Origin of the sequence: Sphingobium sp. 22B, from assembly GCF_001580035.1 — a bacterium.
Lineage (GTDB): Bacteria > Pseudomonadota > Alphaproteobacteria > Sphingomonadales > Sphingomonadaceae > Sphingobium > Sphingobium fuliginis.
The window spans coordinates 524917-547458 of record NZ_LTAB01000001.1 but is presented as its reverse complement, the minus strand read 5'-3'; the positions used below and the strand labels follow the sequence as shown (position 1 = coordinate 547458).

The window sequence follows — 22542 nt, the reverse complement described above, 5'->3', positions numbered from 1 at the left end:
AGATTATCCCGCCCCCTTCATTTTCAGACAGGCGTGGCGCGCTGGTCGTAGAGCCTCGCATGTTCATGATCCTGACGCGCATCCAGCAGGCGGGCCTGTTCCCGCCATTCCTCCCGGGAAATCATGCCGCTTCGCAGGCCGAGGCGCGTTTCAAGCGCTGCCTCCTGCTCGCTGCTGATCGCCGCGATCTGATCGTAGCGATGATAGCCCGCCTGATTGAGCGCGATCTCGTCCTGCGGGGTGATGCCCCGGATGCGGCTGAAATCATCCCGCTCATGCGCGCTTCCGGCGGTCCCAAGGGTGGCGGAGCGTGGAGGAACCGACTGACGTTCCAGTTCGGCAATCCGCTCCTGCGCCGCCGTCAGGCGGGCGTCGCGGTCCTTGACCGCCTGGGCGTGGGCAAGCTGCTCATCACGCCAGTAGCGCTTATATTTGCCGCGTCCGCTCATGATGAGGCCCAGAAGCAGCCCGATCAGCAGCGCGATCACCAGCAGCGCAATTTCGTTGGGAGTGAAGGTCATCTCAGCATCCTTTCCTGCCTCTCGAACGACCGGAGCGGGACAAGGTTGCGGTACGGCGCCTTCGATCAGGCAGTCCGCCAAAAAAGTGTAAAAAGGGCTTGCCCAAATGTCTGGCCGCTTCTATCTGCGCCACTCCAACGCACCCGTAGCTCAGCTGGATAGAGCATCAGACTACGAATCTGAGGGTCGGACGTTCGAATCGTTCCGGGTGCGCCATTTCGGTTCAAAGGCACGAACGCCTAGCACCGCCGCCTCTACGCCAGAGGCGGCGGTTAGGGTTCGGAGCAGCTCGCTCCGCAGCCCACGGATGCGGACCTCATTCCGATTGACGACTTCCACGCGCTGCGCGACGGCGCGAACCTGGTCGCGGGCGAATGTCCCGTCGCCGTTGCGCAACTTCTTGCGCAGGGCCGCCGCAAACGCGCGCAGGCTTTCCGGCGTGATCGCCGGACCGATCTTCACGATATGGGCGAGGGCGCGCTCCGAATCGCCCTTGGCTTGATCCCGCGTCGCGGTCAGCTCGCCGATGCGATCCTTGAGCGATGGGTCGCTCACGTCGATGACGCCGTTCTCGATCGCATCATAGAGGCGCTTGAGCTTCGCTTCCGCCTCGGTCGCACGCCGTTCGAGATCGACGACATGCTCGCGGCGCTGGTTCACCCACTCGTCGCGCCGTTCGAGGATCTGATCCATCAGAACTTCGAGCCGCGCCGGGTCGAGCAGCCGGGCTTCGAGATGACCGACCACGGCCTCGTTGAGCCGGTCCATCGGCACGGTGATACCGGGACAGCCGGTCGCACCCTGCCGCGCCTTCGTCGAGCAAGTGTAATAGCGATACTCCCGCCCGACGCTGCTGGTGCCGGTGCGCAGCGTCATCGCGCCGCCGCAGCACGCGCAGAAGCAGATGCCGGTGAGCAGCGTCGGGCCGCCCACGGCCATCGGCGGCATCATCTTCGGGCTGCGCGCCTTGAGCGAACGCTGGACGGCCTCGAACTCGGCTTCCGAAACGATCGCCGGCACTTCCATGACGGCGTGCTCGCTCTCCGGCTTCGGCGTCTTCGTTTTGTGATCACGGGTGTTGAAGCGGTGCTGGCCGATATAGGTCGTGCGGGTGAGCACCTGATGCACCGCGCCCAAGCCCCAACGCCCGCCGTCGCGGGTGCGGATGTTGTTCTCGTTGAGCCATGTGGCGATCGACTTGAGACCCATCGGGCCGCGGTTATCGACGCCATTGAGCGCCATGCGGTAGATACGCCGCACCGTCTCGGCTTGGAGCGGATCGACCTCTAGCTTCTTCTTGATCTTTGCGCCGCGCTCCCCGGCCGCAACGACGCGATAGCCGATGGGCGCGCGAGCGCCGTTCCAGAAACCTTGCCGGGCGTTTTCCTTCATCGCCCGCAACGTGTGCTTGCCGTTCTCCTTCGACTGATACTCATCGAACAGCGTCATGATCTGACGCATCATCACGCTCATCGGATCGTCGCCCAAATCCTGCGTGATGGAGATCAGCCGAACGCCGTTCTTCGCCAGCTTGCGAACGTAGAACTCGAACTGAAACTGGTCGCGGAAGAACCGCGAGAAGCTGTGGACGAGGATGACGTTGAACGGCGACGGCTTCTGCATCGCGGCGTCGATCATCGCCTGGAAAGCGGGGCGACGATCATCGGTCGCCGTGTTGCCCGGCTCGACGAACTCCGCCGCCACCTCCCAGCCGCGCGACAGGCAATAGCCTTCGATCTGGCGGCGCTGGTCGGGGATCGACAGATCGCTATCGGCTTGGCGGCCGGTGGAGACGCGCAGGTAGAGCGCCGCGCGGGCGGTCGCGGCGACCGGCGCCTCATGATCATCCTGTCGCAACGCGGCGCTGGTCATGATGCTTCACTCCTCACTTCACGGCAGCGGTCCGAACATCTTGTCCAGCTCTTGCCGCATGTGGCCTTCGATCGCGCGCAGCTCGGCGTCGCCGATGGGAACTTGCTCCGGCCAATCGTCGGTGACGACGATTGGTCCATCATCCTTGCGCGACCCGCGCGAAGCGCGGCGCGGTGCGACCCGGTTGGTGTAGTCGTGCAGGTCATCCGGGCACTCGGCCCAGCGTTGAGGCGTGCGGCGACGGACTTTGCGAGGAAGGGCCATCCCGCCAAGCTGCCTCGCCGCTGCGCCTCGCACAAAGGCTCCATCCCCGCGTAGCGCAGATAGGGATGTGCGGCGGCGGGCGTCATGTTTTGCCCCACGGATCGACGACCGTGATCCCGCACTCGGCGAAGTCACGCACATTGCGAGTCGCCAGCCGCGCGCCGCGCGAGCGCACGATGGCGGCAATCTGCGCGTCAATCTGGCTGATCGGCTTGCCGCCCTGTTTCCGCCCGGCGGCAATCTCGGGATAGGCGCTGGCCGCGTCGGTATCGAACGGCAAGACACGCCCGGCCAGATCGACCTCGAACATCGGACGCGCGGCCGCCAGCAGGTCATCGCGGCGGCGTCCCTCGGGAAGCAGCGCCAGCCCGTAGAAGATTTCCGCCTGCGTCAACGTAGTCGTGAACACGCCCGCCATAGGCTGATCGGCGATCCACGCCATGACTTGCGGGTCAGGCTCGCGTCGCATCATCTCGGAAATGACGTTGGTGTCGAGGACGATCATTCGCCGAAGTCCACGGGCAGCCGGATCGCCTCGCGCGGAACGTCAGGCAGATCGACGCCGCCCAGCTCGCCGAAGCGCTCGTTGATGGCCTGGCCCAGATTGCGAGGGCGCGGGATTTCGGTCGAGAGCGCCGAGCGCAAGATGTCGCGGGCTTCATCCTCCATAGAACGGCCGTGCATTGCAGCGCGCAGCCTCAGCCGATTTTTGATCGCATCGTCGATGTTTCGAATCGTCATAACCGCCATGCGCGCCTCCATAAGTCAATGACTGCATATTAGTCGATGGTGATGAAAATTGCAAGATCAGGGTTGGCGCCTCCCGGCGGGACCGCCGCCCTATCTCCGCTGCGCTTCGACCGAGCCCCTGACGGGTCTCGTCCCATGCGGGTGACGACCGGACTGGCGTACGGCGCTCTGGCGCCCGTCGGTCAATCCGCGGCGCGGATTGCGATTCTTCCTGCTGCGGAGATCGGGCCAGGGCGTTCGCCGGCCCGATTGCATTGTTGGTCGTTGCACTCCCGATATGGGGTGGGCGACGCTTCCCTTTAGGCCCGCCGCGCCGGGCCGCAACGCGCGCAGGCGCGCTTACCTCCTCTACGTTCCGGTCCTGCGGATGCTGCCCGGCTCCGCCGGCGGGCCTGCCGGTCGCTTCTTCGCCGCCCACCCCATTCCGGGGTGAGTGTGGTTTTACGGAGAAGTGTGATGAACGCTGTTACTCAAACCGCAGCCGCCGAGCCTGTGTCGGGCATCGAGATTTTCGTGCCGCTCGCCAAGCTCAAGAAGTCCCCGCGCAATGCCCGCAAGGTGCCGCATGGGGAAGCCGCTATCGAGGCGCTGGCCGCTTCGATCCAGCACAAGGGGCTGATCCAGAACCTTGTCGTGGAGCCGGAAACCAAGGAGGACGGGACGCCGACCGGCTATTATCTCGTCACCGCTGGCGAAGGCCGCAGGCTGGCGATGCTGCTGCGCGCAAAGCGTAAGCAGATCAAGAAGTCCGAGCCGGTGCGCTGCTGGCTCGATACCGCCAACGACCCGTCCGAGATCAGTCTGGACGAGAATGTGACCCGGACCAATATGCACCCCGCCGACGAGTTCGAGCGGTTCCGCGAGTTGGCGGACGGCAAGGGTTGGGGCGCGGAGGAAATCGGCGCGCGGTTCGGCAAGACGGCGGCAGTGGTGAAGCAGCGGCTTCGCCTCGGCGCGGTCAGTCCCAAGCTGTTGCAGGTCTATCGAGAGGACGGGCTTACGCTGGACCAGCTTATGGCCTTCGCCATCACCGAGGACCATGACCGGCAGGAGCAGGTGTTCGCCAACCTGCATCACAACCGCGAACCGTGGATCATCCGGCGAGACATGACCGCGAGCAATGTGCCTGCCGATGATCGCCGCGCGGTGTTCGTCGGGGCCGACGCCTATATCGAGGCGGGCGGCCATATCATCCGCGACCTGTTCAGCGAAGACCGAGGCGGGTTCTTCGAGGATGCGGGCTTGCTCGATATTCTTGCCGCCGAGAAGCTGCGGGAGGTTGCCGAGCAAGTGCAGGCCGAGGGGTGGAAATGGGCCGAGGCGCATATCGACTATCCCCACGCCCACGGGATGCGGCGTTTCTATCCGCAGTCCGTTTCCCTGTCCGACGAGGACGAGGCGCGGCTGGAGGCGCTGTCCACCGAGCATGACGAGCTTGCCGAAGGCTATTCGTCCTATGACGAAATGCCCGAGGACGTGGCGGCAAAGCTGGAGGCGGTGTCCGACGAGATCGACGCCATTTCCGAGAAGCGTTCCGCCTACGACGCCAACGTGGTCGCGCATGGCGGCGCGTTCGTCGTGCTTCACCATGACGGCAGTGTCAGGGTCGAGCGCGGTTTCGTTCGGGCCGAGGACGAGGCACTGGCGGACCCGCAGCCCGAGCCGAAGGCAGAGGGTGATGCGCCCGAACCGCAGGCCGGTCAGGACGAGCAACCGGAGGACGGCGACGAAGCGGTGCAGGAAAACGAGGAAGAGGACGAGGAGCCGGGCAAGCCCATTTCTGACAGCCTCACTCGCGACCTGTCCGCCTACCGGACGCTGGCGCTCCGCGTGGCGCTGGCCGAGCAGCCGGATACGGCGTTGATCGCGCTGGCCCACACGCTCACCGCGCAGTTGTTCTACAGCTATGCGGAGGCGGGTTGCCTTGAGGTCCGCCCGACCGTGACCCCCTTGGGAAGCCACGCGGACGGGATCGAGGATACCCCCTTGGCAGCGCGGTCGAGCGAGCAGCACGAGGCTTGGGCCGAACGGATGCCCCGCGACGTGACGGACCTGTGGGGCTTCATCGTCGGGCTAACGGACGAGAAGCGGATTGCGCTGCTGGCGCATTGCGCCGCTCGCACGGTCAACTCCCTGTGGCTGCCGTGGGATCGCAAGCCCCGTTCGCTACAAACCGCCGACCGGCTGGCGAGTGCGCTGGCGCTGGACGTGGCGAAGGACTGGACACCGACCGTGGACAGTTATCTTGGCCGCGTCACCAAGGCGCATATCGTCGAGGCAGTGGCCGAGGGCGTGTCCGAGGACGCCGCCCGCCGTCTCGCTGACATGAAGAAGCCGGACATGGCGCAAGCCGCCGAGCAGCTTCTGGCCGGGACTGGCTGGCTTCCCGCCGCGCTGCGGACACCGCAGCCGGAGGCGGACCAGCCCGCGTCCATCGAGGCCGAGGACGCCGAGGCGGTGGAGCAGGCGTGCGAAGCGGAGAATGGCGAAAGGTCCTACGCCATCGCCGCCGAGTAGCGGCACCGGGCCGGGGCCGCGCGAGCGGTCCCGGCCTTGCTCTCACCCAGAAAAATTCGGCCGCGCGCGGGCGCGCGGCCGACCTTGTTGTGTGTCACCTTGCGTCGAACCATCCTCGCCGATAGCCAGCTTGGCAAGCGGAACGAGGATACGGGGCAACGGTGGCAAAGGCGATCAATCTGTCGAACGGCAGGGCATGGAAGACCCAAAGCGCCGCCTTGGCTCATTTCAAGGTTATGCTGGCCCGCTATTCCGATGAGGAAGTGGTCGAAGACCGTGTCGACCATGACGACCTGATCGCCCTCCTCGAACGCTATGACGCCGTCATTGTCGATGGCCCCTCGAAGATAGGCAACGGAGTGGATTCTTTCTTCCGGCGCCGGAACACCGGCGACGGCTACTCGACACCCGGCTTTTGGGTGCGGCGCGTTGACGGCAGCGAGACGGATTTCAGCTATCTAGCGGCCGTTCGTGGAGCGCCGAAATCAAACGCCCAGGAGTTCTATGACGCCTGCCGGGCGGCGGTTGCGGCAGACTTGAAAGCCGCCAAAGCCCGACACTTCAAAACTTATGGAGATGAACTCGGTCGCGTCCCCTGCGAGCTGACCGACGAGCTTATCACTATCGAATCGGCCCATATCGACCACGCCTATCCGACGTTCGGCCAACTGGTTCTGAGCTTTCGCGCCGCGCGAGGATGGCAGCATGAAGTGCGCCCCGGCACCGTTACTGTCCCGGCAGACAGCCAAACCACGACGACATTCGTCGATCCGGCCGTTGTCGCCGCGTTCCGGCAATTCCATCATGGCGCCGCTATTCTGAGAATCGTGGCCCGGACCCGCAATCTGGCGATGTCGGCCGGGCAGCGCAGACCCAAAGTTCGCAGGCCGGTGGTTTTGACCTGAATCACCACTGACCTCGCGACGGAGCAGCTTATGGTTGTGCCATCCATAGTATAGTGGCGGACCAAGGGGGGATTCGGCGTGGTCCAGGCAATTCAACTACTGCGGAATATTGGCCAATTCGATTCGGTGAACGCTGGTGCTCAGATTCCGTTCGCGAAGCTCACGGTCGTCTATGGCGAAAATGGGCGCGGGAAGACGACGCTGACCGCCATCCTGCGCTCACTTGCGACCGGGGCCGCCGCGCCGATCACCGATCGGCATCGTCTCGGCGCCGCCAATCCCCCGCATGTGGTGATCGGCTTGGCCGCCGGGGCGCCCGCCGTCTTCCAGAACGGCGCCTGGTCCCGAACCGAGCCCAATGTCGCCGTCTTCGACGATGAGTTCGTGGCGCAGAACGTGTGTTCGGGCATCGAGGTTATTCCCGGCAATCGCCAGAACCTGCATGAGCTGATTGTCGGGAGCCAGGGTGTCGCGTTGAACGCCGCCGTGCAAACGCATGTCGATCGGATCGAGCAGCACAACCGCGATCTCCGCGCCAAGGCCGAAGCGATCCCCGCCGCGCGGCGCGGCGGGCTCGATGCCGAAGCATTCTGCGCGTTGCAGCCGATCCCCGACCTCGACCGGGAATTGGCCGACGCAGAAAAGCGCTTGGCCGCCGCGCGGTCGTCCGAGGCCGTCGCGGCGGCGGCGATATTCCCAGCGCTCTCCCTGCCGGCCTTCGACCTCGACGCCCTAGACGGGCTTCTCGGCCGAGATTTGCCGGGTCTGGAAGAGGCGGCGGCCGAGCGGGTGCAGGCCCATATCGCGCTGCTTGCCCGTGGCGGCGAGCGCTGGATTGGCGAAGGGCTGACGCACGCCGACCATGCCGCGGCAGCAGGCGCGGCCATCTGTCCGTTCTGCGCCCAGGATCTCGCCGGCTCCCCTGTGATCGGGCACTACCGCGCTTATTTCGGAGACGCCTACAACGACTTGAAGCGCGACATCGCCAACACCATCCATGCCCTCACGACCACCCATGCCGGCGACGTGCCCGCCGCCTTCGAGCGTACCGTGCGCGAGGCGATCGAACGCCGCGAGTTTTGGCAGGCATTCACCGAAGTTCCCGCCATCCAGATCGACACTGCGGAAATTGCGCGTGCCTGGAAAGCCGCCCGCGACGGCATCATGGAGCGTTTGAAAGCCAAGCAGGCCGCCCCGCTGGAGCCCTTGGTGCTCGGCGACGACGTGCGCGCCGCCGCCGCGACGTATGAGGAACAGCGGTTTGGCCTTGACCGCGTCGCTGCGATCTTGGTGCAGGCGAACGAGGCTCTGGCGCTCGTCAAGGAAGAAGCGCGGGCGGCCAACGTCGCCGCGCTGGCTGCCGATCTAACGCGGCTTCGCGCCGTCGAGGCCCGACATCAGCCGGACATGGCGGCGCTCTGCACCGCCTATGTTGACGAGCGCGATGAGAAGGGCCGGACCGAGACCGCGCGGGACCAAGCCCGCGAGGCGCTGAACCAATATCGTCAGAACGTCTTCCCGGCCTACCAAGACGCGGTGAACGACTACCTGCGTCGTTTCAACGCCGGCTTTCGCTTGGGCAACGTCGCTCCCGTGAACAATCGCGGCGGATCGGCCGCCAACTACAACGTGCTCATCAACAATATCGCCGTGGGGCTTAACGCCGCCGAGGGACCGAGTTTCCGGACTGCGCTGAGTGCGGGCGATCGCAACACCTTGGCGCTCGCCTTCTTCTTCGCCACGCTCGAACGTGACCAGGCGCTCGCGCAGAAGATTGTCGTGATCGATGATCCCATGAGCAGCCTTGATGAGCACCGCACCCTGCACACTGTGCAAGAGATTCACCGCCTCGCGGGCGCTGTGGGGCAGGTTATCGTCCTCTCGCACTCGAAGCCGTTCATTCTCAATGTCTGGGAAAAGTGTGGCGCGCTCCCGCGCGCCTCACTCCAGGTCGTGCGCGCGCAGCAAGGCTCTACGCTGGTGGGCTGGGACGTCACTGGCGACATGATTACGCTGCACGACAAGAGGCACGCCGATGCGCTCGCTTATCTCCAGGCGGCGGACCCGGCCGCCGAGCGCAAAATTGCGGAGTCGCTTCGCCCGATGCTCGAAACCTTTGTCCGCGTTGCCTTTCCAGCGCAGTTCAGGCCCGGCGGAAAGCTGGGTCAGTTCGCCGATATTTGCCGTCAGCGGATCGGTAGCGCAGATGAAGTGATGGGGCCGATCGACACCGCTGAATTGAGAGCGTTGCTAGACTTCGGCAACCGATATCACCATGACGAAAATCCAGCCTATCAGACAGAGGCCATCAACGACCGTGAACTCGCGGATTTCACGCGACGGACGCTGGCCTTCGCATCGCGTCCGCGACAATGACGCACTCCCGCGTCCTTAATGCGCCTGCGGTCGCAAATGTCGCCGGCAAGTGGGCGCCGACGTCGTGAAATGGCGTTTGAGGTACTAGGTCGCTTGCTGTGGATTTGAGGTGAGTGCAGCGTCGTCGCCATAACTTATCCTCGCGCCAGCCACGATCGCGCGGCCTCTCGATTGGCTTGATCTAACCGGGGCCGGCTTCGCCTCGCTCGGCCTGGCGCAACGCCGCCGCGCGGCTTTTTTCCGCCGCCTTCGGCTTTGCATCGCGAAGCAAAAAAGCCGCGCGTCGCCATCCTCCGCTGTGCTCCGGCCGCAAGCGGTGCGCGTCCGATCGTCCCCGATTCACCGATCGCCATCGAGGCCGCGGCGGTCGTGGCTCGAAAACGAAAGGAACTTCGACATGGCGACCATCGGCACTTTCACTCAGGCAGGCAACGGCTCCTTCACCGGAACCATCAAGACTCTGACCCTCAACGCGAAGGCGACCCTCCGGCCGGTCGACAAGGAGAGCGACAAGGCGCCCGACTACCGTCTCGCAGTCGGCTCCGTCGAGTGCGGCGCGGGATGGAAGAAGACCAGCCGCGAAGGCCGCGATTACATCTCGGTCAAGCTGGACGATCCGACCTTCCCGGCTCCGATCTACGCCACCCTGTCCGAAACCGACACCGTCGGCGAATACGCGCTCATCTGGTCCCGCTGACCCGACGCGGCGCCCCCGCTCCACCGGAGCGGGGGCGCCTCTCGCGTTGGAGGGGGCGACTAGCCGGACAGTGAGTCAAACAGAGGCAGAGGCATCGGGCCGCGCTCTGGCAGCGCGCCGGCGTCATAGGGTGCGATCGTCACCCATTCGACCTGCCAGTCCAGCGTCAGCACACCGGGACCGACATGCGAGATCCCCGCACCGTCGACCACGACCCGGAAATCGAAGCGATCCTCCTCGGCTCCGAGGCGGCCTTCGATCAGCGAACCGTCGCTCGCCGCCAGCAGAAAGCGTTCCTCTGCCTCGTGATAGGGAACGCGCAGCGTCTTGGTGATGTCGCCCGCGACAGCGATGCGCTGGCCCGGCTGTCCTTTGATCGTGATACTCATACCGACTCCTTGCTTCCGGTTTGGATCAAAACAGGAACAAATGGCAAGGATTGTTTGTGGGCGCCGCAGGGCGGCGCGGCGCTTGGGGCCAGCCCCCGGCGCACTTCAAGCGGCTTCCGCCCAGCTTCCCTCGCTTCGCTCAGTGCAGCCGGTTCCCCGCGAAGCCGCCTTCCGTTTGCACCCCCGGTCTCGCCGACGGGCAGGGTTTCAGCGCGGCGCTCCGCTGCGCGGAAACCCAAGCCCAAGGAGGCCCAAATGCACTACCAGCTTGCCACCCGGTTCGGCCGGAACGCCCATCAGATCAGCGGCCGGGAGCCACTCGACAACGAGGCGCTGTATCGGCACGTCCCGTCCATCTTCGCCCGCGAGGCGCACGACAGCCGTTCGGATCGCTACGTCTACGTCCCCACCATCGACATCGTAGATGGGCTTCGCCGGGAGGGATGGTCGCCGTTCTTCGCCGTCCAGTCGGTCCCCCGCGACGGCAGCCGACACGGTCACGCCAAGCATATGCTCCGCCTGCGCCGTGATGACGGCATCGGCAAGCCGGAGGCTGCCGAAGTCATCATCGTCAACAGCCATGACGGGACCAGCGCCTATCAGATGTTCGCCGGGATGCTGCGGTTCGTCTGCACCAACAGCATGATCGCGGGTGAGCGGTTCGAGGAAGTCCGCGTGCCGCACAAGGGCAACATCGAGCACGACATTATTGAGGGCGTGTTCACCGTCGCCGAGGATTTCCCCCGGCTGATTGACGCTAGCGAGTCGATGAAGTCCATCCAGCTTTCCGAAGACGAGCGACGGTTGCTCGGCGAGGTCAGCCTTGTCGCCCGCTATGACGAGGACGAAAGCCCGGTTCGGCCCGAGCAGATCATCGAGCCGCGCCGCCGTGAGGATGTGGACCGCAGCCTGTGGACCACGTTCAACGTCATTCAGGAGAATGTGGTTCGTGGCGGGTTGCAGGGCCGCAAGCGTAATGCCGAGGGCCGTATCCGCCGGGCGCAGACCCGCGCCATCAACGGTATCGATCAGAATGTGACCCTCAATCGCGCGCTCTGGACGCTGGCCGAGGGAATGCAGCGCCTGAAGGCCGCCTGACCCATCCACGCCGCAGGGCCGGGCTTCCGCCCCTGCGGTTTCGCCATTTTCGCGCCGATCCGCTGCCCCGGATCGGCGGCGGCCGCGCGTCCCAGAGGTCCGCGCGGCCGCAGGGGCGCGCGGCCGCAGGGGCGCGCGGCTCGCGCTGGGTAGCAAAAACGGCTGCGCTGCTCTATGAAGCGGGCGGGCCGCTACGCGGTGGCCTGGGGCGTGGAAACCCCTGAATATTCGGTTGGGCGTCGGCCGTGACGACGCCGCCATCCTTGACCACATGGTCGGGGAGCCTGTGACGTATACAACAGGCTTCCGGGCTAAAGGTCATAGGGACCGAGATATTCCGGTTTTCCAACTCCCCGGCTACGGGTCAGGAGCTGTTTGCGGGGGCGCACCGCAAACCAGCAGCCCCACGAGCAGTTGTTGAGCAATGCGGAATCCGCATGAAGTCATGCCGAACAAGCGCATCGAAAATGCGGGGTGAATGTCCCATTGGTTAACGCGGGCGAGAAGTTGGGGGCATCATGGTCAAGATGGGATTCGATGATTTCGCGCCCAAATCGCAGCAGCTCACCGCTTATGACGAAGGTCATTTAGTGGACTATCTTCGCTTGCTCGATGCCGACGCCGATGGGGCCGATTGGCGCGAGGCTGCGGGAGTAATCTTCGGCATCAACGTAGCGTCCGAACCGGATCGCGCTAAGACGATGCACGACACCCATTTGGCCCGAGCGCGCTGGATGACCGAGGTCGGTTATGCTCATCTTCTCGGCTGTCAGCGCCCGCTAAGTCGTTAAGATTCAACTCCAGTCTGGACCGATTTTGGAGGCAATCGCCCCGCCCACGCGGCATGATTGTGCGCGATCTTCGCCCTAGTGCATGTGAATGGCGACGGGGATGTTCGGTGTTCCGAAATCCGCGCAGGGCGCGGTAGGGAGGATGCAATGCCGACGCCGCCTGGGCGTCGCCAGTGGCGCGCCGGCGGACTGCCCGACGCCCTCGGGCGCGCCGATCTAGCCGCCGAGTTCCTGCGGCGAAACCGCACCTATCGCGCCGAACACACGCAGATGCAGCAGCGCATCGCGAGCGGCGCCGTCGCGCAGAGCGTCGCCGAGGCGGCCTTCGCGCGGCGATGGGGGTTATCCTTTCGCCACGGCCCCGGATGACCTTTCAGACCCGGTAAGCTGGCGCCCGGAACTGACCGCCGTCACGGTCATCCTCGACGCAGCACCAGAAGGATTCGACAGCGCTTCGCCGGTTGATCCGCGCACGCTCGGCGCGCTGCTCGCCGACCTGGCAGGGATTGACGGTCGCCATGTCATCATCGCCGATGCGGCCGGCGAGCATCGGCTGTGGCTCCGCGAGCCCTCACCGGGCAGGCCGCTCGCGGCAATCGTCCCGCTCGACAAGGATTTCATCACCCGCATCGCCAGCCTGCTGCGCTTCCACCGCCGCCTGCTCGGCCGAGCGGCGGGGCCATTGCCGCGCGGTTGGCCCCTGACCGCCTACCGGCTGGCGCGGCTCGATCTAATGCTTCGGGCGCTCGACCTGCGCGACGGCGGCGCGACTTACCGCCAGATCGCCGTCGAGCTAGGCCGCGAAGAAGCGGCACAGCTACCCGCAATCGAGTGGAAGGTTTCGGCAACTCGCTCGTTCGTGGTGCGGTTGGTGCGCGACGCAAAGGCGCTGGCCGGTGGCGATTACCGAAAACTACTCCGCATCAGATGATGCCGGAAATCCCCCCTGCATCACTCGGCGCGCTTAATCGTGGTGACTTTGTAGACTCGTCCGGCACTATCGTAGGTCGTCCACTCGCCGACTTGCTCACCGTCTCGGAAATGGCCGGATCGAAGCTTCGATCCATCTTTACGAAACCACTCCCAATATCCAGTGGGCTGCCCGTCTAGCGTCTGACCAACGGCCCAGATGCTACCATTCCTGTGACGCTTCTCGAAGGGTTCAATCTCAGCCATCCAAATAATCCGCGTTGGTGCTGCGCCTTTCAATTTTGACCGCGGCTACACTTCACGAGCTTCGTCGAGCCGGCGACAAATGTCGCGATAGGCATCGGCAATTAGGCGGGCAAGTGCAGCCTCATCAGGCATCCGGCTGGGTCGCAACTTGACGTGACGAATATGTTTTCCGGCCCCTTCGAGCAAGCTGGCGGGGTCATCGAGATCGGCACCGAAGAAGAATCCAATATTGGCGTGCTGCGCATAAGAGTCGACGTAGGCGAAGGCCACGTCTTCCAGACACACGGTAGGACGCCCGTCATGAATCAGGCTGCCCACCTCGTCGTCACAGGCACACAACCGAGCAAACCATGGGGCAAGTAAGCCGCGAAGCGCGTCGCCGTGGGAGAACCATGCCTCCACCTCGGGGTCATCTCGGCGCGCAGCCGGAAAGCAAAAGAGGCTGTCCATCCCGGCTTTTTTGCCAGTCTAGACATTACACGCCAAGCATCCTGATGAATTGCGAGGCTGGCCGCCGCGATGGAGACGCACGCCCTGCCTGGGGTGGTCACATCCGTGCGGTCGCAGATCTTCATACCCCACCCGGCCACCTCCATTCTGACAATCACGTCTCCTGCCGCCACCGCCCGCAGGAGCCGTCACTTGTCCGATACGCCCACCAATCTGCCGCCTCGCTTCCTGCGCACGCCGGAAGCCGCACGCTTCCTCGGCCTCTCTGGCCGCACCCTCGAAAAGCACCGCTATTTCGGGACTGGCCCTGCCTACCGCCGGATCGGCGGGCGGGTAGTCTATTCGGTCGATGACCTGCGCGCCTGGGCCGACATCGGCATCAAGCACTCGACCTCCGATCCGGGTCAGGACGACCTCATGCCGCGCGCGGATTCGGTCATCGCCCGGAGCCGGCGATGACCGTCCCGCCGTCTCCCATGCGCCACCGCCAACCGTCCGACGACGGCATGACCCGGGTCGAACTGACGTGGATAGAGAGGCGCGTCGAGCATTGGATCAGGTTCGGGCGCGTCGCCGTCGACGAGATCGTCGACCGCCGCCGCCGCATCGTCCGCTTCCGTCCCGGCACCATCTTCGCGTTCGTCCGCTGGGCCGCCAACGACTACGGCACGGTCAGCTCGCGCATCGACATCGTGGGTGCGGTCGAGCCCGGCGAGGCGTTCACGACGCTGCCGTTCGTGCGGCCCGGCGGCGACATCCTGCTCAAGATCGAAGGCTGGCCTAAGGTCAGCCAAGTGCTCGCGGCAATCGACGCGGCCGAGGCCGCAGGCGTAGATCCGTGCGACGCCGCGCCCGATCATTGGCGACATGTCGCCAACCGCATCGCCGCCGGACATCAGCCGCGCCCCTACACGCTGGAGCGTCATCGCGCTTGGCTCAAGCGCCGGGAGATCGAAGGATGACGCGCCGGGGCTGGACCATCGCGACGGCTTTCGCCGCGCCACTGTTCGCCGTGTCGTTCACCACCGTCGCGGTGCTCGACCCGCTGCCGCGCGTCATCTGGAACGCCAGCGCGAGCGCGCCGCTCGGCCTCTACCGCATCGAGCCCGACCACGATCCCGAAGTCGGCGCGCTGGTCGCCGTGACGCCGCCCGCGCCGCTGGCGCGGTGGCTGGCCGAGCGCGGCTATCTCGGCGAGCGCGTGCCGCTGTTGAAGCATGTCGCGGCAAGAGCCGGACAGCGCGTGTGCCGGATCGGCGCCGTGGTGAGCGTCGATGCACGGCTCGTCGTCGTCGCCTTGGCGAGTGATGGACGAGGCCGGTCGCTGCCTGTCTGGCAGGGCTGCCGCACGCTGCGCGCCGGCGAGCTGCTGATGCTCAATCCCGATCACGCAGACAGCATGGACGGCCGCTATTTCGGGCCGCTGCCGGCCTCGAGCGTGCTCGGCCGCGCCGTGCCCGTGCTCACCCGCGACACCCCAAACGCGCCGCTCGCGTGGCGCTGAACCCGCTTGTTTCTGCCAACCCAAAGGAGAGTCCCATGCAGATCGGCAGCTTTTTCCGCACCGCCAGCGGCTACGAAGGCATCATCGAGACGGCGACGCTCGACATCCGCATCTCGATCGTCCCGGCCGAGGCGAGCGACGCCGACAAGGCGCCGGACTGGCGCGTTCATCGCGGCGACGATGGTGAAGGCCCGGAGATCGGTGCCGGCTGGAACGAGACCGGCGAACGCGCCGGGGATTACGTCTCGCTGCGCATCGACGATCCCGCCTTCGCGCAGCCGCTCCGCGCCGCGCTGTTCCAGAACACCGGCGACAAGTCGGCCTGGTCGCTGCGCTGGAACCGCCAGCCGAAGTCGCGCGAGCAGGACTGATCCGGTGCGCTTGTCCATCATCCCTTTGTTCGCGGGAAAGCCGTCTCATCCCTCTGTCCCGCTTGGTCGCAGGCCGGCCGGGGCGCGCAGCGAAGGTCAAGGGCGGCCGCAGGCCGGCGCAGCGCGCGCACCCTTGAGCGTAGCGAGCACGCTGGCAGGCTGGCGGCGGAGTGGAGTCGGATCGGCGTTGGCGTTAGCTGTCGCGCTGCTGTCCGGCGGGGCTGCGCCGGTCGCGGCGACGGCGCAGGATTTGCCGGCCGCGCGATCGGCCGCGGTTCATCCCTACGCCGGCCACGTCGCCGATGCCGCGCGGCGGTTCGGCATCCCCGAGGCATGGATATGGGCGGTGATGCGCGTCGAGAGCGGCGGCAACGCGCGCGCCGTCTCAAGCGCGGGTGCGATGGGGTTGATGCAGATCATGCCCGCGACCTGGGCTGATCTTCGCATCCGGCATGGCCTTGGCGCTGACCCCTTCGACGTGCGTGACAACATCATGGCGGGCGCGGCCTATCTGCGCGCGATGCACGACCGCTACGGCAACGCGAGCGCGATGCTGGCGGCCTATAATGCCGGGCCGGGCCGCTACGACGCCTTCATGTCGCGCGGCCGTCCGCTGCCGCCCGAGACGGTCGGCTATCTCGCCCAGCTCGCACCGATCACGGGCGCATCGGGCGCGGTGGAGGTGAGGGCGATCGCTAAGCCTGATCCGTTCGCATGGCGTCATGCGACACTGTTCGTCCGCACCGCCAGCGCCGCTTCGGAAGCTGTCATCAGGCAGTCGGACGGCGAAGAACCTGCGTCCGAGCTGCCGACCGATCGACCGACATCGGGCGACGTTCGCGCTGCTGATCCGCCGGCCAATGAGGCGCGCGACACGCTGTTCGTGTCCCGCGCCCGCGCGGGCCGACCGCAATGATCGGCCTGTCGCTCCCTTCATCCGTCCGAAGCAGTAAAGGCGCTGGAGAGGAGGAATACGGCAGGGACAGACGAGGGCAAGATATAAGCAGCGCCCCGTTTAGCCGAAAAGCCGAGGCTTTTCCGTGGCTTCACGCGGGGGCATCGGTCGGCGCGCGTGCCGCGCGGAAGGGAAATGCCAGCAATATCAACGCCTCGAACGGCACCACAGGCCATTTTCGGCCGAAAGCGCCCCGGCCATGAGCGAGGACGGCGAGTTCCGCGTCCGGCCAGGCAAGTCCAAGCGCAGCAAGTCGCAGGGCCGCAACGCGCGCGGTCTGGTTGCGGAGGTGCTGCGGGTTGCCGCGATCCACAGCGGCGGCCGACGTGGCGGCGCCGGCGGCGCGCGCCGGGGTGTGCAATCGACCTTCGGGCGGGGACGCACCGCGTTTGCCCGCAGCCGCCTGTTCGGCTCCGGCCGTCGCGTCATGGTCAAGATGCTACCCGTGACCACCCGCAACCGGGGCGGCCGACGCTCCGCGCCGCTGTCCGCGCACGTCGCCTATTTGAAGCGCGACGGCGTTACCCGCGACGGCTCGCCTACGTGCATGTTCGATGCGGCTGGGGACAACGCCGACGACCGCGGCTTCACCGAGCGGTGCAAGGATGACCGGCACCATTTCCGGGTGATTGTTTCGCCCGAGGACGCCGCCGAGCTGACCGACCTGCGCGAATACACCCGCGACCTTATGCGCCAAATGGAGACAGACCTGGGAACGCGGATCGATTGGGTCGCGGTCGATCACTGGAACACCGACAATCCGCATGTCCACTTGCTTGTGCGCGGCGTTACCGATCAGGGCGCCGATCTCGTCATCTCCCGCGACTACATCAGCCACAATCTCCGCTCGCGCGCGCAAGACTTGGCCTTCGCCGAGCTTGGGCCGAAGCCCGAGCATGAGGTGCAGCATGCGCTCGACCGCGAGGTGACGGCGGAGCGCTGGACCCGGCTCGACACCGAGATCCAGCGCTCCGCCGACGAGATGGGAATCATCGACCTACGACCCGAGCGGCCCGGCCCGGACGATCCGCGGCTCCGCCGCTTGATGGTCGGCCGCTTGCAGCATCTGGAAACGATGGGGCTCGCGGCCGAAGGGGATACCGGCCAGTGGGCGGTGGCCGAAGGCGCGGCGGCGAAGCTGCGCGAGCTGGGCACGCGCAGCGACATCATCCGCACGATCAGCGCGGCCCTCAAGGATCGAGGGCAGGACCGGCCGCTCGACAGCTACGCTGTCGTCACCAGCGCGCCCGAGAAGCCGATCGCCGGTAGGCTGATCGACAAGGGCTTGCACGACGAGCTAACCGGCACGGCCTACGCCGTGATCGACGGCACCGATGGCCGCACCCATCATGTCCGGCTCCCCGGCATCGAGACGCTGGAGCATAGCCCCAAGGTCGGCGGTATCGTCGAGCTGCGCGCGATCGGAAGGGCCGGCGAGGAGAAGCCTGCCCTTATCCTCGCCGCGCGCTCGGATCTCGACCTCGCCGCTCAGATCAGGGCGCCCGGCGCGACGTGGCTCGACCACCGGCTGATCGAGCGCGGCGCAAGCGTCGCCGATGGCGGGTTCGGCGTCGAGGTTCGCCGCGCGATGGACGCGCGCACCGACCATCTTGTCAAGGAAGGGCTCGCCCGTCGCTTCGGCGAGCGGACGGTGTTCGAGCGCGGGATGCTCGACACGCTCCGCAAGCGCGAGCTGGACTCGGTTGGCGCGAAGATCGCGGACGAGACCGGCCTTGCCTACCGCCCGGCCGCCACTGGCGAAAGGATCGCCGGCGTTGTCCGCCAACGCCTCGCGCTCGCCTCGGGCCGCTTCGCGATGATCGACGACGGCCTAGGCTTCCGCCTCGTGCCCTGGGCCAGCACGCTCGAACAACAGCTCGGCCGGCAGGTCGCGGGCGTCGTCCGCGCCGGTGGCGGCGTCGACTGGACGCTCGGCCGCAAGCGCGGCCTCGGCCTCTGACGACAGGAGAATCCATGTCTGCGACCAAGATATTGTGGGGCCAGATCATCATCGTGTTCCTGATCGTGCTGGCCGCCGTGTGGGGCGCGACACAGTGGACCGCCGCAGCGCTCGCTTATCAGCTCGAGCTGGGGCCGCCCTGGTTCATACTCGGCGAGTGGCGGGTCTATCCGCCGCCGGCCTTCTTCTGGTGGTGGTTCTCGTTCGACGCCTATGCGCCCGACATCTTCAAGACCGGCGGGTTCATCGCCGCGTCGGGCGGGTTCGTGTCGATCGCGGTCGCCATCGGCATGTCGGTGTGGCGCGCGCGTGAATTAAAGAACGCCGAGACCTACGGCTCCGCTCGCTGGGCGACCGAGCGGGAGGTGCGCGCGGCCGGGCTGCTGGGGGCGAACGGCGTAGTGCTCGGCAAGCTCGCCGCCGACTATCTGCGCCACGACGGTCCCGAGCATGTGCTGTGCTTCGCGCCGACCCGGAGCGGCAAGGGCGTCGGCTTGGTCGTGCCGTCGCTGCTGACTTGGCCGGCCTCGGCGATCGTCCACGACATCAAGGGTGAGAACTGGACGCTCACGGCCGGCTTTCGCGCCCGGCACGGGCGCGTGCTGCTGTTCGATCCGACCAACGCCGCGTCGGCCGCCTACAATCCGCTGCTGGAGGTCCGGCGCGGCCAGTGGGAGGTGCGCGACGTGCAAAATGTCGCCGACGTGCTGGTCGATCCCGAGGGTTCGCTAGAGCGCCGGAACCACTGGGAGAAAACCTCCCACTCGCTGCTGGTCGGCGCGATCCTGCACGTCCTCTACGCCGAGCCCGACAAGACGCTCGCCGGCGTCGCCTCCTTCCTCTCCGATCCCTGCCGGACGATCGAGCAGACGCTGGCGGCAATGATGGCCACGCCGCACTTGGGCGAAGCCGGCGTGCATCCCGTTGTCGCCAGCGCCGCCCGCGAACTTCTGAACAAGTCGGACAACGAGCGATCGGGCGTGCTCTCGACCGCCATGTCGTTCCTCGGCCTTTACCGCGATCCCGTCGTCGCGCAGGTGACGCGGGCGTGCCAGTGGCGCATATCGGATCTGGTCGAGGGCGATCGGCCGGCGACCTTGTATCTGGTCGTGCCGCCCAGCGACATATCCCGCACCAAACCGCTGATCCGCCTCATCCTCAACCAGATCGGGCGCCGGCTGACTGAGGAGCTGACCCCCAAGGGCAACCGCTATCGCGTATTGTTGATGTTGGACGAGTTTCCGGCGCTCGGCCGCCTCGACTTCTTCGAGTCCGCTTTGGCGTTCATGGCCGGCTACGGGCTCAAGGCATTCCTGATCGCTCAGTCGCTCAATCAGATCGAGAAAGCTTACGGTCCTAACAACGCGATCCTCGACAACTGCCATGTCCGCGTGAGCTTCGCCACCAACGACGAGCGCACCGCCAAGCGCGTGTCGGACGCGCTCGGAACAGCGACCGAGATGCGCGCGATGAAAAACTATGCCGGCCACCGCCTGTCGCCGTGGCTGGGGCATTTGATGGTGTCGCGGTCGGAGACGGCCCGGCAGCTCCTCACCCCTGGCGAAGTGATGCAGCTCCCACCCGACGATGAGATCGTAATGGTCGCGGGCGTTCATCCGATCCGCGCGAAGAAGGCGCGCTACTTCCGTGATCGGCGTCTCGCCGAGCGGATCATGGATGCGCCGATGCCTGCCGTCGATGCGGTGCGGCCCGACGATTGGACCGGGCGCGCCGCCGCCGCTGATCCCACCGATGTGGCGCGCATCGTGCGCGCGCAGGAGGATGCCGCCAACGGCGGACTGCGCCGGGAGCCGGAGCTACCCGAGCACGTCGCCATAGCGCCGGAGAAGACGACGCCCCCGAGCCAAGAGTTTGCGATCGTCGATGACGAGCAGGACGACGCCGCGCGTCAGGCGACAGTCCGGCGGCGGATGCAAGGGCTCGCGCGGCAGGCGTCGCTCGATCCCGGCGACGGCATCGAGCTGTAGGAGCAACGTCCATGCGAACCCGGCTTAACGTCTATTTCCCGCCCGCGCTTGCCAAGCAGGTCGACGAGTTGGCGATCCGAAGACGCATCTCGCGGTCGGCGATCGTAGAGGCGGCGGTGTCGTCATACCTGTCGCCAGACGGCGCCGACCGCATGGAGGCAGCATTCGCGCGCCGGCTTGATCGGTTGTCGCGTCAGGTGCAGCGCCTGGAGCGCAACACCGGCCTGACGACCGAGGCGCTGACGTTGTTCGTTAGATTCTGGTTGGCGGTGACGCCACCGCTACCTGAGGAGGATCAGGCCGCAGCGCAGGTGAAGGGGCGCCAGCGCTATGAGGGCTTCGTGGAAACACTCGGCCGCCGCCTCGCCAGTGGCAAGAGCTTGCTCGATGAAATTCCAGAAGAAGTCTCATCGCAGTCTTCAACAGACACTTAGCGTGGCTGAGCCAAGAATGTTGAGAGGATACCACCTATCCCGGCCAGTATGAACAGCCAAGCCGCAATCCGGCCGATCATCTCGAAAATTCGGACTAAAAGCGAGTGACCGTAAGAGCTGAACTCCTGAACTCCCGCGACATTGCGGCGGTTGAATACTCGCCGGTTAATCAAAAGAACGACCCCAACTCCCACCGCAAGAAACGCGACCGCCATAATCAAGCTCACGGGTAATCCTTTCTATCGGGGCCCTTACAAGCCTCATCGTCAACGCGCTTCGGTACGAATCGATCGCTTCAGCGCGGCTGGCAGCGTCCGCCGCGCTGGCGAATCAACTGCAGCATAAAGCGCGAATGAGCTAAGCGCGGACTCCACTCGAGCGGAACAAAACTCGCCTTCGGCACCGTATCTACCGCCCTCTCTACTACGCCCGCAACTAGCTATTGCTGCACCAATATTTCTGCGTCTCTTGCTGTGCCCCGACAGCCGAGCGGCGGTTCGCCCCGGCCCATCTATGGGGTTGATCCTTGACCGTTTACCCGATCCGTTCCGAAGCGAGGTCACGCGGCGCGCGGATGCTTCGCACCGCGCTCGGCCCGTCAATCGAGGCTTGGCTCGACGACCCGGCAGTCATCGAAGTGATGCTGAACCCGGACGGTCGGCTTTGGCTGGATCGGCTCGGTGACGGGATCAGCGACACTGGCGAGTCGCTGAGCGCCGCCGATGGCGAGCGCATCGTTCGCCTGGTCGCACACCACGTCGGCGTCGAGGTGCATGACCGCTCCCCGCGCGTGTCGGCCGAGCTGCCGGAAGGAGGCGAGCGGTTCGAGGGGCTGTTGCCGCCCGTCGTCGCAGCACCCGCCTTCGCCATCCGTAAGCCCGCCGTCGCCGTCTTTACGCTTGGCGACTATGCGGCGGCCGGCATCATGTCGGCGGGGCACGCCGAGGCGCTGCGCCACGGCGTCGAGACGCGCGCCAACATTCTCGTCGCGGGGGGCACCGGCGCCGGCAAGACCACGCTGGTCAACGCGCTGCTCGCCGAGGTGGCGAAGACCACCGATCGCATCGTGCTGATCGAAGACACGCGCGAGCTGCAATGCGCCGCGCCCAACCTCGTCGCCATGCGGACCAAGGACGGCGTGGTGACGCTTGCCGAGTTGGTGCGCTCGTCGCTGCGCCTGCGCCCCGATCGCATCCCGATCGGCGAGGTGCGCGGCGCCGAGGCGCTCGATCTCATCAAGGCGTGGGGCACGGGCCATCCCGGCGGCGTCGGCACGATCCACGCCGGGTCCGCGCTCGGCGCGCTCCGCCGCATGGAGCAGCTCGTGCAGGAGGCCGTGGTGACGGTCCCGCGCGCGCTCATCGCCGAGACCATTGACCTCATCGCCGTGCTGGTCCGCGACGCGCACGGGCGGCGGCTCACCGAGTTGGCCCGCGTCGAAGGGCTCGACCCCGCGACCGGCGACTACCGCCTCGCACCCCTTACCAACCACCAAGCCGGAGACCTGCCATGATCCATGCCCTT

25 protein-coding genes and 1 tRNA gene are annotated in these 22542 nt (G+C 66.0%); 18 read left to right on the top strand and 8 right to left on the bottom strand.

The window, feature by feature from the left end; genetic code table 11:
- Positions 1–23 precede the first annotated feature (23 nt).
- Complete coding sequence (locus A0J57_RS02510) at positions 24–521, bottom strand: hypothetical protein (protein WP_061937736.1); 498 nt, start codon at positions 519–521, stop codon at positions 24–26.
- Between the two features lie 139 nt (positions 522–660).
- Between A0J57_RS02510 and A0J57_RS02505 the strand changes: the two genes are divergently transcribed.
- Positions 661–737 (top strand) — tRNA-Arg (locus tag A0J57_RS02505).
- On the opposite strand, the gene A0J57_RS02500 is transcribed toward A0J57_RS02505, so the two are convergent.
- From A0J57_RS02500 to A0J57_RS02490, 3 genes are all read right to left on the bottom strand, one after another.
- Positions 693–2393 (bottom strand): recombinase family protein, encoded by a 1701-nt coding sequence (locus A0J57_RS02500; protein WP_076605710.1) that lies wholly within the window; start codon positions 2391–2393, stop codon positions 693–695. The genes A0J57_RS02505 and A0J57_RS02500 overlap by 45 nt on opposite strands.
- A gap of 346 nt (positions 2394–2739) precedes the next feature.
- Positions 2740–3162: a type II toxin-antitoxin system VapC family toxin gene (locus A0J57_RS02495; RefSeq protein ID WP_061937733.1), complete on the bottom strand. Its 423-nt coding sequence runs from the start codon at positions 3160–3162 to the stop codon at positions 2740–2742.
- Positions 3159–3407 carry a plasmid stabilization protein gene (locus A0J57_RS02490; protein WP_170978405.1) on the bottom strand — a complete coding sequence of 83 codons (249 nt, stop codon included), beginning with the start codon at positions 3405–3407 and terminating at the stop codon, positions 3159–3161. Before A0J57_RS02490 ends, A0J57_RS02495 begins: the two co-directional genes overlap by 4 nt.
- Before the next feature lie 456 nt (positions 3408–3863).
- Here A0J57_RS02490 and A0J57_RS02485 point away from each other — a divergent pair, with 456 nt between their 5' ends.
- The 4 genes from A0J57_RS02485 (at position 3864) to A0J57_RS02470 (ending at position 9902) form a co-directional block, all read left to right on the top strand.
- Positions 3864–5924 carry a ParB/RepB/Spo0J family partition protein gene (locus A0J57_RS02485; protein WP_061937727.1) on the top strand — a complete coding sequence of 687 codons (2061 nt, stop codon included), beginning with the start codon at positions 3864–3866 and terminating at the stop codon, positions 5922–5924.
- Positions 5925–6085: 161 nt separating this feature from the next.
- Positions 6086–6829 (top strand): DUF3223 domain-containing protein, encoded by a 744-nt coding sequence (locus tag A0J57_RS02480; RefSeq protein WP_061937724.1) that lies wholly within the window; start codon positions 6086–6088, stop codon positions 6827–6829.
- 78 nt (positions 6830–6907) lie between these two features.
- The gene (locus A0J57_RS02475; RefSeq protein ID WP_061937721.1) at positions 6908–9205 is read left to right on the top strand and encodes an AAA family ATPase; all 2298 of its coding nucleotides are present in this window, start codon (positions 6908–6910) and stop codon (positions 9203–9205) included.
- 397 nt (positions 9206–9602) lie between these two features.
- The gene (locus A0J57_RS02470; RefSeq protein WP_061937717.1) at positions 9603–9902 is read left to right on the top strand and encodes a DUF736 domain-containing protein; all 300 of its coding nucleotides are present in this window, start codon (positions 9603–9605) and stop codon (positions 9900–9902) included.
- 59 nt (positions 9903–9961) lie between these two features.
- Here the strand turns inward: A0J57_RS02470 and A0J57_RS02465 are convergent, their stop codons facing one another.
- The gene (locus tag A0J57_RS02465) at positions 9962–10291 is read right to left on the bottom strand and encodes a hypothetical protein (RefSeq protein WP_061937714.1); all 330 of its coding nucleotides are present in this window, start codon (positions 10289–10291) and stop codon (positions 9962–9964) included.
- 255 nt (positions 10292–10546) lie between these two features.
- Here A0J57_RS02465 and A0J57_RS02460 point away from each other — a divergent pair, with 255 nt between their 5' ends.
- The 3 genes from A0J57_RS02460 to A0J57_RS02450 all read left to right on the top strand — a co-directional run bounded on the left by A0J57_RS02460 (position 10547) and on the right by A0J57_RS02450 (position 12549).
- Positions 10547–11389, top strand: a complete 843-nt coding sequence (locus A0J57_RS02460) for a DUF932 domain-containing protein (protein ID WP_061937711.1) — start codon at positions 10547–10549, stop codon at positions 11387–11389.
- A 518-nt stretch (positions 11390–11907) separates the two neighbouring features.
- Positions 11908–12180 carry a DUF2285 domain-containing protein gene (locus tag A0J57_RS02455; RefSeq protein ID WP_061937709.1) on the top strand — a complete coding sequence of 91 codons (273 nt, stop codon included), beginning with the start codon at positions 11908–11910 and terminating at the stop codon, positions 12178–12180.
- Between the two features lie 147 nt (positions 12181–12327).
- Positions 12328–12549 (top strand): DUF6499 domain-containing protein, encoded by a 222-nt coding sequence (locus A0J57_RS02450; protein WP_061937705.1) that lies wholly within the window; start codon positions 12328–12330, stop codon positions 12547–12549.
- Between the two features lie 4 nt (positions 12550–12553).
- On the opposite strand, the gene A0J57_RS26305 is transcribed toward A0J57_RS02450, so the two are convergent.
- A complete protein-coding gene (locus A0J57_RS26305) occupies positions 12554–12730 on the bottom strand; it encodes a hypothetical protein (protein ID WP_158298496.1) in 177 nt (58 codons plus the stop codon).
- Between A0J57_RS26305 and A0J57_RS02445 the strand changes: the two genes are divergently transcribed.
- Positions 12665–13111, top strand: coding sequence for a DUF2285 domain-containing protein (locus A0J57_RS02445; protein WP_328587030.1), 447 nt, complete (start codon positions 12665–12667; stop codon positions 13109–13111). The two genes, A0J57_RS26305 and A0J57_RS02445, sit on opposite strands and share 66 nt — an antisense overlap.
- A gap of 290 nt (positions 13112–13401) precedes the next feature.
- Here A0J57_RS02445 and A0J57_RS02435 read toward each other — a convergent pair whose 3' ends face one another.
- On the bottom strand, positions 13402–13806 hold the full coding sequence (locus A0J57_RS02435) for a DUF1801 domain-containing protein (protein ID WP_061937699.1): 405 nt from the start codon (positions 13804–13806) through the stop codon (positions 13402–13404).
- A 192-nt stretch (positions 13807–13998) separates the two neighbouring features.
- On the opposite strand from A0J57_RS02435, the gene A0J57_RS02430 reads away from it, so the two are divergent.
- From A0J57_RS02430 to A0J57_RS02395, 8 genes are all read left to right on the top strand, one after another.
- Positions 13999–14265, top strand: coding sequence for an AlpA family transcriptional regulator (locus A0J57_RS02430; RefSeq protein ID WP_061937696.1), 267 nt, complete (start codon positions 13999–14001; stop codon positions 14263–14265).
- Entirely contained in the window at positions 14262–14768 is a 507-nt protein-coding gene (locus A0J57_RS02425) for a DUF2840 domain-containing protein (RefSeq protein WP_061937693.1), read from the top strand. Before A0J57_RS02430 ends, A0J57_RS02425 begins: the two co-directional genes overlap by 4 nt.
- Positions 14765–15310, top strand: a complete 546-nt coding sequence (locus A0J57_RS02420) for a S26 family signal peptidase (RefSeq protein WP_061937690.1) — start codon at positions 14765–14767, stop codon at positions 15308–15310. Before A0J57_RS02425 ends, A0J57_RS02420 begins: the two co-directional genes overlap by 4 nt.
- A gap of 35 nt (positions 15311–15345) precedes the next feature.
- Entirely contained in the window at positions 15346–15681 is a 336-nt protein-coding gene (locus tag A0J57_RS02415) for a DUF736 domain-containing protein (RefSeq protein ID WP_061937687.1), read from the top strand.
- 4 nt (positions 15682–15685) lie between these two features.
- Complete coding sequence (locus A0J57_RS02410) at positions 15686–16597, top strand: lytic transglycosylase domain-containing protein (protein ID WP_061937684.1); 912 nt, start codon at positions 15686–15688, stop codon at positions 16595–16597.
- Between the two features lie 238 nt (positions 16598–16835).
- Positions 16836–18596, top strand: coding sequence for a DUF3363 domain-containing protein (locus tag A0J57_RS02405; RefSeq protein WP_061937681.1), 1761 nt, complete (start codon positions 16836–16838; stop codon positions 18594–18596).
- A gap of 14 nt (positions 18597–18610) precedes the next feature.
- On the top strand, positions 18611–20584 hold the full coding sequence (locus tag A0J57_RS02400; RefSeq protein ID WP_061937678.1) for a conjugal transfer protein TraG: 1974 nt from the start codon (positions 18611–18613) through the stop codon (positions 20582–20584).
- Between the two features lie 11 nt (positions 20585–20595).
- A complete protein-coding gene (locus tag A0J57_RS02395) occupies positions 20596–21018 on the top strand; it encodes a CopG family transcriptional regulator (RefSeq protein ID WP_061937675.1) in 423 nt (140 codons plus the stop codon).
- On the opposite strand, the gene A0J57_RS26795 is transcribed toward A0J57_RS02395, so the two are convergent.
- Complete coding sequence (locus A0J57_RS26795; RefSeq protein ID WP_061937672.1) at positions 21015–21245, bottom strand: hypothetical protein; 231 nt, start codon at positions 21243–21245, stop codon at positions 21015–21017. The two genes, A0J57_RS02395 and A0J57_RS26795, sit on opposite strands and share 4 nt — an antisense overlap.
- A 299-nt stretch (positions 21246–21544) precedes the next feature.
- Between A0J57_RS26795 and trbB the strand changes: the two genes are divergently transcribed.
- Complete coding sequence (trbB, locus tag A0J57_RS02385) at positions 21545–22531, top strand: P-type conjugative transfer ATPase TrbB (protein WP_061937669.1); 987 nt, start codon at positions 21545–21547, stop codon at positions 22529–22531.
- The last annotated feature ends 11 nt before the right edge of the window (positions 22532–22542 follow it).

Excerpts from the sequence above, each read along its gene's own strand:
- A0J57_RS02510 (WP_061937736.1), bottom strand. The coding sequence starts at position 521 with ATGACCTTCACTCCCAACGAAATTGCGCTGCTGGTGATCGCGCTGCTG.
- A0J57_RS02500 (WP_076605710.1), bottom strand. The coding sequence starts at position 2,393 with ATGACCAGCGCCGCGTTGCGACAGGATGATCATGAGGCGCCGGTCGCC.
- A0J57_RS02495 (WP_061937733.1), bottom strand. The coding sequence starts at position 3,162 with ATGATCGTCCTCGACACCAACGTCATTTCCGAGATGATGCGACGCGAG.
- A0J57_RS02490 (WP_170978405.1), bottom strand. The coding sequence starts at position 3,407 with ATGGCGGTTATGACGATTCGAAACATCGACGATGCGATCAAAAATCGG.
- A0J57_RS02485 (WP_061937727.1), top strand. The coding sequence starts at position 3,864 with ATGAACGCTGTTACTCAAACCGCAGCCGCCGAGCCTGTGTCGGGCATC.
- A0J57_RS02470 (WP_061937717.1), top strand. The coding sequence starts at position 9,603 with ATGGCGACCATCGGCACTTTCACTCAGGCAGGCAACGGCTCCTTCACC.
- A0J57_RS02465 (WP_061937714.1), bottom strand. The coding sequence starts at position 10,291 with ATGAGTATCACGATCAAAGGACAGCCGGGCCAGCGCATCGCTGTCGCG.
- A0J57_RS02460 (WP_061937711.1), top strand. The coding sequence starts at position 10,547 with ATGCACTACCAGCTTGCCACCCGGTTCGGCCGGAACGCCCATCAGATC.
- A0J57_RS02455 (WP_061937709.1), top strand. The coding sequence starts at position 11,908 with ATGGTCAAGATGGGATTCGATGATTTCGCGCCCAAATCGCAGCAGCTC.
- A0J57_RS02450 (WP_061937705.1), top strand. The coding sequence starts at position 12,328 with ATGCCGACGCCGCCTGGGCGTCGCCAGTGGCGCGCCGGCGGACTGCCC.
- A0J57_RS26305 (WP_158298496.1), bottom strand. The coding sequence starts at position 12,730 with ATGCTCGCCGGCCGCATCGGCGATGATGACATGGCGACCGTCAATCCC.
- A0J57_RS02435 (WP_061937699.1), bottom strand. The coding sequence starts at position 13,806 with ATGGACAGCCTCTTTTGCTTTCCGGCTGCGCGCCGAGATGACCCCGAG.
- A0J57_RS02425 (WP_061937693.1), top strand. The coding sequence starts at position 14,262 with ATGACCGTCCCGCCGTCTCCCATGCGCCACCGCCAACCGTCCGACGAC.
- A0J57_RS02420 (WP_061937690.1), top strand. The coding sequence starts at position 14,765 with ATGACGCGCCGGGGCTGGACCATCGCGACGGCTTTCGCCGCGCCACTG.
- A0J57_RS02415 (WP_061937687.1), top strand. The coding sequence starts at position 15,346 with ATGCAGATCGGCAGCTTTTTCCGCACCGCCAGCGGCTACGAAGGCATC.
- A0J57_RS02405 (WP_061937681.1), top strand. The coding sequence starts at position 16,836 with ATGAGCGAGGACGGCGAGTTCCGCGTCCGGCCAGGCAAGTCCAAGCGC.
- A0J57_RS02400 (WP_061937678.1), top strand. The coding sequence starts at position 18,611 with ATGTCTGCGACCAAGATATTGTGGGGCCAGATCATCATCGTGTTCCTG.
- A0J57_RS02395 (WP_061937675.1), top strand. The coding sequence starts at position 20,596 with ATGCGAACCCGGCTTAACGTCTATTTCCCGCCCGCGCTTGCCAAGCAG.